Consider the following 8,427-nt stretch of genomic DNA (forward strand, 5'->3'; position numbering starts at 1 on the left):
ACTCTAGTGTCAGGTGCGCTGTTCCAATATTCCCATGTAGATCTGACTACACAGCGCCATGATCTGATAATTCCGCTGATCATGTGCGGTGCGGGCATGGGCATGATGATGATGCCGATGAATACCCATCTGCTTAACAAAGCCCCGAGCCAGCTCGTTAACCGGGTGACGTCACTGACCAATTCGATGCAGCAGGTCATCAATTCACTGGCCGTATCCACTCTGGTCACCATTCTTACCTCCAGGGCAGCATCGCGCGGAGCTGACATGAAGGCTGCCGCCGCGGCTTCGGGAGTTGACGTTGCATCCGCCTCCCCGGAAATACTGAAGCAGGCTACACAGAAGGTGCTTGCCCAGGGTTTTGCCGATACGTTCCACATCATGATCTATGTCGCGCTTGGCGGTGCAGTACTTGGTCTGCTGCTGCGCAGAGGGCGTAAAAGCGCAGAAGGTGAAAGTAAGCGGCAACCTGAAATCATGCACGGATAACGGAAAATGGTTGCCGAATGTCCCCGCTGCACCGGTTTGGTGCGGCGGGGTATTTTTTGTCATCTGCTGCGAAATGCGAAGAAAAAATCCCGTTTATTTGGGCATGATAACTTCAGTCTATGTGAAAGTAATTATTAAGATAGAAGGAGGAATAGGCGTTGAAAAAATGGAGCCTAACGACGCTGTTACTGCTTAGCGTGCTTTTGACAGCATGCGGCAACAATAGGAACAATGCAAACGGCGGAGGGACTGCAGGCAATGGAGGCACGGAGGCAACGGCTGCGCCGACCGGGCAGAACAGTCTTGAAGCGGTAAAGGCGGCCGGAAAGCTGCGGATCGGGACAGAGGGGACATACTCCCCCTTTACGTATCATGATGCAAACGGGACACTCACCGGTTTTGACGTAGATATTGCCAAAGAGATAGCCAAACGCCTGGGAGTGGAAGCGGAATTTATTGAAACCCAGTGGGACGGCCTGTTTGCCGGAATGGATGCGAAGCGGTTCGACACCATTTTTAACGAGGTCTCGATCACCGAGGAGCGCAAAGTGAAATACGACTTCTCCGATCCGTATGTAGTCTCCAAAGCAGTGCTGATCGTGGGTCAAAACAATGACGACATTAAGAAATTCTCAGATCTCAAAGGCAAAAAAGCCGGGCAGTCGCTGACCAGTAATCTGTCAGACATTGCGCGCGAGAACGGTGCGGAGATTGTAGCGGTGGAGGGCTTCAATCAGGCGATTGACCTGCTGGTTTCCGGCCGGATTGATGCGACGATTAACGACGGTCTGTCCTTTCTGGATTTGAAGAAGCAGAAGCCGGATGTAAAGATCAAGCAGGTGGATGAAATCGCAGAAGGCTCCCACAGTGCCGCTGTTTTCCTCAAAGGAAATAAGGAGCTGGTGCAGGCAGTGAATGAGGCGCTATCCGCGATGAAGGCAGATGGGACGTACCTGGGCATTTCCGAGAAATACTTCGGGGCAGACGTGTCTAAATAATGAATGAAGGAGTTTCTTAGCGATGGATGACCGCAAGCTGCACATTTTCCTGGATTCGCTGCTGCCCCTGTTCAAAGCAGGGGTGGCTTATACTATCCCGCTGGCGCTGGTTTCATTTGCACTGGGGCTGCTGCTTGCGGTGGTTACAGCGCTCATGCGGCTTTCATCCTGGAGGATTCCACAGCTAATCGCCAGATTCTATGTCTGGGTCATCCGGGGGACTCCGCTTCTGGTGCAGCTTTTTATTATCTTCTATGGCCTGCCGTCGGCTGGCATTGTGCTCGATCCTTTTATCGCTGCAGTGATCGGTTTTACGCTCAGCGTCGGAGCCTATTCCTCCGAGGTTGTCCGCGCTGCCATACTATCGATACATAAAGGCCAATGGGAGGCTGCATTTTCGGTCGGAATGACCCGGGTGCAGGCGCTGCGCAGAATTATTCTGCCTCAGGCAGCGCGCGTGTCCGTTCCGCCTTTATCAAATTCTTTTATCAGTCTCGTAAAAGACACCTCGCTTGCGGCCAGCATTACCTATGTGGAAATGTTCAGAACAGCGCAGCAGATTACGGCAACGACCTACGAACCGCTGCTGCTCTACTGCGAGGCCGCGCTCTTCTACCTGCTGTTCTGCTCAGTGCTGTCCGTACTGCAAAATATGCTGGAGAGACGGTTTGACCGTTACTCGGCAAGATAAGGAGGCGGCTTCGTGATTGAAATTCAAGACTTGCACAAATCCTTCGGACCGCTGCAGGTCCTGAAGGGAATTGATCTCCGTTTGGAGCACGGAAAGGTGCTGGTTATCATTGGCCCCTCGGGCTCCGGCAAAACCACGCTGCTCCGCTGCTTCAATCTGCTGGAGATCCCTGACCGGGGAACCCTGCAATTGGCCGGACTCAGGATCGATTTCACGGATAACCGCCAAATTCCGCGGAAGACGGTACTCAGCCTGCGCCAAAAAACAGGCATGGTTTTTCAGTCGTACAATCTGTTTCCGCATATGACCTCACTGGGCAATGTAATGGAGGGACAAGTTACGGTCCAGAAGTGTTCCAGAGAAGTTGCGAAAAAGCGGAGTTTGGAGCTTCTGGCCAAAGTAGGACTGGCAGATAAGACGGAGTCCTATCCCCATCAGCTGTCCGGCGGCCAGCAGCAGCGGGTGGCTATTGCCCGGGCGATGGCGGTGGAACCGGAGGTGCTGCTGTTCGATGAGCCGACCTCTGCGCTGGATCCCGAGCTGGTGGGTGAGGTGCTGAAGGTCATCCGGCAGCTGGCTGCTGAAGGAATGACCATGGTGATCGTAACGCATGAGATGAAGTTTGCCGCCGATGTTGCGGATACAATCATCCTGATGGATCAGGGAGTCATTGTGGAGCAGGGGACTCCGCAGCAGGTACTCAGGCAGACAAAGAATCCGCGTGCCCTGCAGTTCCTGGACAGGCTCAGCGGGGAGGAGTAAACATAAAGGCAGTCCGGGAGGTCCGGGCTGCCTTTATTTATCTTGTATACAGTATTATAAGCTTCCTGATTAATTACCGGGTGTTCCATTGCTGCGGGAATTCAGATATTCGAGTGCATTGTAGAGCATTACAGCCGCTTCTGCACGGGTAAGCTCGCTTTTCGGATTAAATTTGCCGTTTGCATCCAGGGTATTGATGTTGTACTTCAGGGAGCGCTGCACACTGCCCTGATACGAGGGATCCAGTGCATCGTCGTCAGCGATATCAACCGGGACAATATTAATCATTGGCAGATTGCCCGCTTTTTCTAAGCCCTGAATCAGGAAGTTCGTGAACAGTTCCTTGGTAATCGGCTTGGCCGGGTCGATATCAGCCGGAATTTCAATGCCATTATAGTAGGCGTTAATGAATGCTTCCGTATACCAGACCTTGTCTTTTACTTTGCTGAAAATATCACTTGCTACAGGAGCCTTATTGAAATCAATTGCAGCCAGGCTCAACTGCAGACCCCCGGAGATGAACTGTACCCCCTGGGCTGTCGTCACTTTAGAACCTGGAAGGAATTGCGTATCGGATATCCCTTTGATCAGGCCTTGTGCTTTTAGTGCGTTAATCTTCTCTTTGCCGGTCACATTGCTAATATCTTTGAAGGTACCGCCTGCCGCAAACATAGGACTCCCGAGCGAAAAGGAGAGGAGCGAAACCGTTGTTATTACAGCAAAAGCACTCTTTTTCATGTTCATCACCATTCCACCTCTGGCTTAAGTTGGGCCGCTTGGCCATGTTCAACTCCTTTGACGCAGCAGAATGTGGAAAAGTTGCATGCCAGCTATAATTTTGTCTTTCCTGAATTGCTTACATACTCTCTTGAAACAGCAGGTTGCGGTAGGGGTATTTACTGAACCGGGTTTTGAACAGCAGTGCGAGGCCGTGCTCTTCTATTGTTATAGACTTTAGAGTTTGGGATTTGATGTATCTGCGGACCATGGCATTTACGGTTTTACTCTGATTGCTATTGATTGCCACAGCCAGATCCTCGGCATAGCTTTGGGATACAGCAATCTTCTTGTAAAAAGGCAGAACTGACCGGGCAACGGCGCGGTGTACCATGGTACTAAACGTGAATTGCACCGAGCCTGGCGGGATCGTCGTTCCATTCGTGTAGAAGGCAACAGGCAGCGGGAAAGGGAATGAGATAAAATATCCGATGCCGTTCGTTCCATAATTGTTCACACCGGCAAGAGTGGGTATACCGGATAGCAGCCGGCCCATCAGACTTAGGTCTGCTTTGACTACAGCGGCCGACCATTGCCTGGCAAAGCTGCGGTTTCCGGCAATTTTCCGGTAAAAGGGCAGCATGGCCTTGGCTACCCGGCGCAGAAGACGGGCTGTTACAAGAGGCTGGACTTGCTGTCTTCGGTTTGGTTGTGCCATCCGGACCATCCTCACATGTTGGAATTAACTCTCTATAAGGTATGGATTCTTGCCGCTTCGCGGATGGGCAGATGCTTAGTCTCTGGATATTTTTGATTCATTGTGCGGAATTTGGGGCATTAATGGTATAATAAATGTAGGCACTTTTCATATTACGGTAATTTTGCTATGATTATATCGTAATGATTACTATTAAGTGCGGGCCTTAACTTGTGGACATGAATTTGTCTCAGAGTCAGAGGCTATGAATGATGGAAATGCTTCCGGAAAGGTGGGAGACCTGAGTGAACCCAATTACGAATATCAGCCAGCAGTTTGCCGCGCAAAACTATAAATTAACACCCCAGCGTGAAGCCATCGTGAAGGTGCTGCTCGACAATGAAGAAGAGCATCTAAGCGTAGAAGAAGTTTATATGAGAGTGAAAAGCAGCTATCCGCATCTTGGCCTGGCGACGGTCTACCGGACCTTGGAGTTGTTGTGCGAGCTGCATATTGTGGAGAAAATGAATTTCGGCGACGGCGTGGCCCGTTATGATTTGCGGGACTGCGACCATGCCCATATGCATCATCATTTGATCTGCAATGTCTGCGGCAGACTGGAGGAGATCAAGGATGATTGGCTTCTGGAGCTGGAGCAGCGGCTGGAGGCGGAATACGGATTCAGCGTGACGGACCACCGGCTTGATTTCAAGGGAACCTATAATACCTGTAAGCGGTCCGGCTGTAAGGGTGATAAGGAACGCCAGGCGGTATCCTGACTTAAGCGGTCTGTTCAGATCAACGTCCAGATCAAACACACAAAAAAGCAAGGCTGCTAGAGCAGTCTTGCTTTCTTGTGTGTATTAAGGTCAGGAAGGCACAAACGACTTGATCCAGTTGCCGAAGCTGCCCGGATTACGGGTCTGCACCAGTACAACGCCTTCACCGCGGAAACGGCAGACGAGAGCTTCCCCACTGGTCAAACTGTTCAGCCAGCCGGTGGCTGCTTTTTCAATCTTATAATCCATATAGTCCGGCCAGGCTACCAGGTGTCCGTTGTCGATGATCATCTCTTCGCCAGGCTCCAGGTTGATCGCATGAATCGCCCCGAATGAGGAGAGGAAGACCGTTCCGCTGCCGCTGATTTCGACAATGAAGAAGCCTTCACCGGAGAACAGGCCACGGGTCAGATTCTGCATCTTGGTATTGACCTGAATGCCGTGGGTGCCTGCAAGAAAGCCGTCTTTTTGCACGTACAGCTTGTACGATCCGTCCAGCTCAATGGCTTGAATATCACCGATCGCACCCGGAGACAACAGTACTTCACATTGCCCCCGCGTTGCTGCCAGCTCCTGGAAGAAAAATTTCTCTCCGCTCAGCATCCGGCCCAGCCCGCGCATGAGTCCACCGTCTACTGTGCCTCTTAATTCAACACCGGGAGACATGGCCACCATCGCACCCATCTCCGCCTTTACGCTTTCGCCGGGATTCATCTGCACTTTTAGCATTGCAAAGGCACCATCGTATAATACATCGTATTTCATCCAATTCCTCCGATTCCGCCTTTTTATTGGCTCCGCTGCTAAATTCACTTATATCATACCATTTTCTGATTCTGCAAGCTGCCAGCGAGAAGCCCGGTAACAGTTAATTCATACTCAAGTATTACAGGTAAAGCCGTGAGAATTATGTTAAAATTAAAGTACTGTCAGCCAGCCGGCAGACTGATTTCATAACTGAAGGAGTGTTGCCTGAATGGCACGCACAAAAACGCAAAAAGCCCTGCTTAAAGCAGCACGCAGCGGAACCTGGGTAGCAGAGAAAAATCGGAGAACAGGACTGGATTATAGCGCAATCTCCCAGCACGTAAGAGTCACCCCGAGCAAACAGCAAAAATTGCATAAGGTTAAACACAAGGAGCGGATCATCCAGGATGGCGCTCCTTTTCATTTGCCCTTATACAGGGCAGGCGGTTTCACCCGGCCTACATCTGTTCCCTGCTGTATACGCGGTATTGTCTAGGCGACATTCCGAATCGGCCGCGGAACAGGCGGTGGAAGTAAGTATAGTTGGCAAAACCGCAGGTTTCAGACACATGCTCCAGCGGCATCGGACTAAAGGTGATCCGCTCACGCGCCATCTCCAGCCGTACATCATTTACATACTTAACAATGCTGGTTCCAAAAGCCTCCTTAAACAGATGAACCGCACGCGAGACGGAAATATCCACATAGCCTGCTACATCCTCCAGGCGGAACGGAATGGCGGCATGCTCCTCCACATACTGCTTCATCCGGTAGGCGAGGTAGCCTTTGGGTGAAATTGCCGGCTGCTCTGTCATCAGCCTGTCAATCTCCATACATAAAATCTGCAGATAACAAGCTGTAATCTCCGGTGAAGAATCGGATAACCTGCGCTGTTCCAGGACGAGCTGGCGGAACAGGCCGAGGAAATGATCGCTAAGCGGCAGACGAAGTACAGCAGGGCGGTGCTTACGGTTCCACCACTCCTCAATCCAGGGCCCGCCGCAAAAAATGTGATAATCTCCGCTTTCGACCCGCGGTTTGCCTGCGGAATAGGTCTCTTTGTCAATGCTTAAGTAATAAGGGTCATTCGGTGCAAACAGCATCAAATCTCCAGCTTCCACCGAAGAAAGGACACCGTCGATGCGGGTTCGGCTACGGCCTTCCGTCTGCAGCCGCAGCAGATAATTCTGGACGCCGTCTGCCCGGGACATGTGGAAGGGCTTGCGGTGGAATGAGAATCCGGCGGTATAAACGTGGCATGGTGCGGTGTATGTCATGGGCCCTCCTGAGTGGCAGAAATAATAGCTGAATTGTTCATGTTTGAATCATATTATTCATTTTATTATATACGCTTTCATATTACCATGTAGCTATGCAAAAACATATAAACCATGAAAAGGGGGCTGTGCTGCGGCTCTGAGAGCTACATAGTCAGTTTAGGATAAGTAATTGTACTGATACGGGATATATAGGACAGCTTAGCTTAGCAGCCCTTTTGTTCAGGTGACTAACCAGGTGTGTCTGATATAAGACAACAACAGTGTTTATGTATGTACATTAACTCTATACCGAATAGGAGTGGGAGCAATGTTAAAACTTGGACTTCAGCTGTATACACTTAGAGAAGAATTGGAACAGGATTTCGAAGGAACGCTGCGAAAAGTAGCTGAGCTGGGCTATGCCGGTGTGGAATTTTATCACTTTTTTGGCCGGACAGCAGAGGAAGTAAAGGGGCTGCTTCAGGAAACTGGACTGGTCGCTCTTGGGGCACATCGTCCGTATGATGCCATGCTGAATGATACGGAACAGGAAATCAGCTTCAATCTGGAGATTGGCAACCGCAACCTGATCATTCCTTATCTGACCGAAGAGCAGCGCAACTGGGAAGAGGTCGTTGCAAATTTCCGCATCATCGGAGAAAAGTGCAAGGAACGTGGTACAGTTTTTTCCTATCATAATCATGATTTTGAATTCACACAGGCCTTTGGAGAGCGTACCGCCTTCGACGGAATCTTCGAAGAGGTGCCGGCTGAGCTGCTTCAAGTGGAAATGGACACCTGCTGGGTCTATTACGGAGGCTATGATCCTGTAGCTTACATTCAAAAATATGCCGGGCGCCTGCCGATCATCCATCTGAAGGACATGAAGAAACTCGAAGACGGATCAGCTGAAACCGTAGTACTGGGAGAAGGGGAAGTGAATCTTCCGGCAATCCTGGAAGCTGCGGATCAGGCCGGTGTTGAATGGGCAGTTGTGGAGCAGGATTTCTGCAGCCGCTCGCCGCTTGCAAGTGTAGAAGACAGTATGAAATGGGTTAAAGCCTATGCCAATCAAGGAGGAAAAATTCATGTCTAACAAACTCAAAATTGCTATTATCGGTTGCGGTGGAATCGCAAACGGCAAACATATGCCAAGCTTATCCCGTCAGAGTGATGCTGAAATGGTAGCCTTCTGCGATATTATTGAAGAACGCGCTCAGGAGGCTGCCAGCAAGTATGGCGCCGAAGGTGCTGCAGTATATACTGATTTCCGCGAACTCTTGGCAGC

At 50.6% G+C, this 8,427-nt stretch carries 10 protein-coding genes and 1 pseudogene; 7 read left to right on the plus strand and 4 right to left on the minus strand.

The genetic code is table 11. The features are described from left to right. The 4 genes and pseudogenes from AQR02_RS33880 to AQR02_RS09270 form a co-directional block, all read left to right on the plus strand. Nucleotides 1-489: pseudogene (locus AQR02_RS33880) on the plus strand (MFS transporter); the annotation flags it as partial. 158 nt (nucleotides 490-647) lie between these two features. Continuing rightward, the gene (locus AQR02_RS09260; protein ID WP_054940319.1) at nucleotides 648-1,487 is read left to right on the plus strand and encodes an amino acid ABC transporter substrate-binding protein; all 840 of its coding nucleotides are present in this window, start codon (nucleotides 648-650) and stop codon (nucleotides 1,485-1,487) included. Between the two features lie 22 nt (nucleotides 1,488-1,509). Continuing rightward, complete coding sequence (locus tag AQR02_RS09265) at nucleotides 1,510-2,178, plus strand: amino acid ABC transporter permease (RefSeq protein WP_054940320.1); 669 nt, start codon at nucleotides 1,510-1,512, stop codon at nucleotides 2,176-2,178. A gap of 12 nt (nucleotides 2,179-2,190) precedes the next feature. Next, on the plus strand, nucleotides 2,191-2,940 hold the full coding sequence (locus tag AQR02_RS09270; protein ID WP_054940321.1) for an amino acid ABC transporter ATP-binding protein: 750 nt from the start codon (nucleotides 2,191-2,193) through the stop codon (nucleotides 2,938-2,940). 69 nt (nucleotides 2,941-3,009) lie between these two features. Here the strand turns inward: AQR02_RS09270 and AQR02_RS09275 are convergent, their stop codons facing one another. Then, a complete protein-coding gene (locus AQR02_RS09275) occupies nucleotides 3,010-3,684 on the minus strand; it encodes an S-layer homology domain-containing protein (RefSeq protein ID WP_054940322.1) in 675 nt (224 codons plus the stop codon). Nucleotides 3,685-3,796: 112 nt separating this feature from the next. Next, nucleotides 3,797-4,375 carry a hypothetical protein gene (locus tag AQR02_RS09280; protein WP_108721989.1) on the minus strand — a complete coding sequence of 193 codons (579 nt, stop codon included), beginning with the start codon at nucleotides 4,373-4,375 and terminating at the stop codon, nucleotides 3,797-3,799. Between the two features lie 284 nt (nucleotides 4,376-4,659). On the opposite strand from AQR02_RS09280, the gene AQR02_RS09285 reads away from it, so the two are divergent. Continuing rightward, nucleotides 4,660-5,133, plus strand: coding sequence for a Fur family transcriptional regulator (locus tag AQR02_RS09285; RefSeq protein ID WP_054940324.1), 474 nt, complete (start codon nucleotides 4,660-4,662; stop codon nucleotides 5,131-5,133). Between the two features lie 90 nt (nucleotides 5,134-5,223). Here AQR02_RS09285 and AQR02_RS09290 read toward each other — a convergent pair whose 3' ends face one another. Both AQR02_RS09290 and AQR02_RS09300 read right to left on the minus strand, forming a co-directional pair. Next, nucleotides 5,224-5,898, minus strand: coding sequence for a TIGR00266 family protein (locus tag AQR02_RS09290; RefSeq protein WP_054940325.1), 675 nt, complete (start codon nucleotides 5,896-5,898; stop codon nucleotides 5,224-5,226). Nucleotides 5,899-6,338: 440 nt separating this feature from the next. Beyond that, nucleotides 6,339-7,157, minus strand: a complete 819-nt coding sequence (locus AQR02_RS09300; RefSeq protein ID WP_054940327.1) for a helix-turn-helix domain-containing protein — start codon at nucleotides 7,155-7,157, stop codon at nucleotides 6,339-6,341. 310 nt (nucleotides 7,158-7,467) lie between these two features. Here AQR02_RS09300 and AQR02_RS09305 point away from each other — a divergent pair, with 310 nt between their 5' ends. Together AQR02_RS09305 and AQR02_RS33885 are read left to right on the plus strand one after the other, a co-directional pair. After that, nucleotides 7,468-8,235, plus strand: a complete 768-nt coding sequence (locus AQR02_RS09305) for a sugar phosphate isomerase/epimerase family protein (RefSeq protein WP_054940328.1) — start codon at nucleotides 7,468-7,470, stop codon at nucleotides 8,233-8,235. Next, the coding region (locus AQR02_RS33885; RefSeq protein WP_425339967.1) for a Gfo/Idh/MocA family oxidoreductase at nucleotides 8,228-8,427 on the plus strand (200 nt) is incomplete at its 3' end. The genes AQR02_RS09305 and AQR02_RS33885, both read left to right, overlap by 8 nt.

The organism is Paenibacillus ihuae (genome assembly GCF_001368795.1).
Classification (GTDB): domain Bacteria; phylum Bacillota; class Bacilli; order Paenibacillales; family Paenibacillaceae; genus Paenibacillus_AQ; species Paenibacillus_AQ ihuae.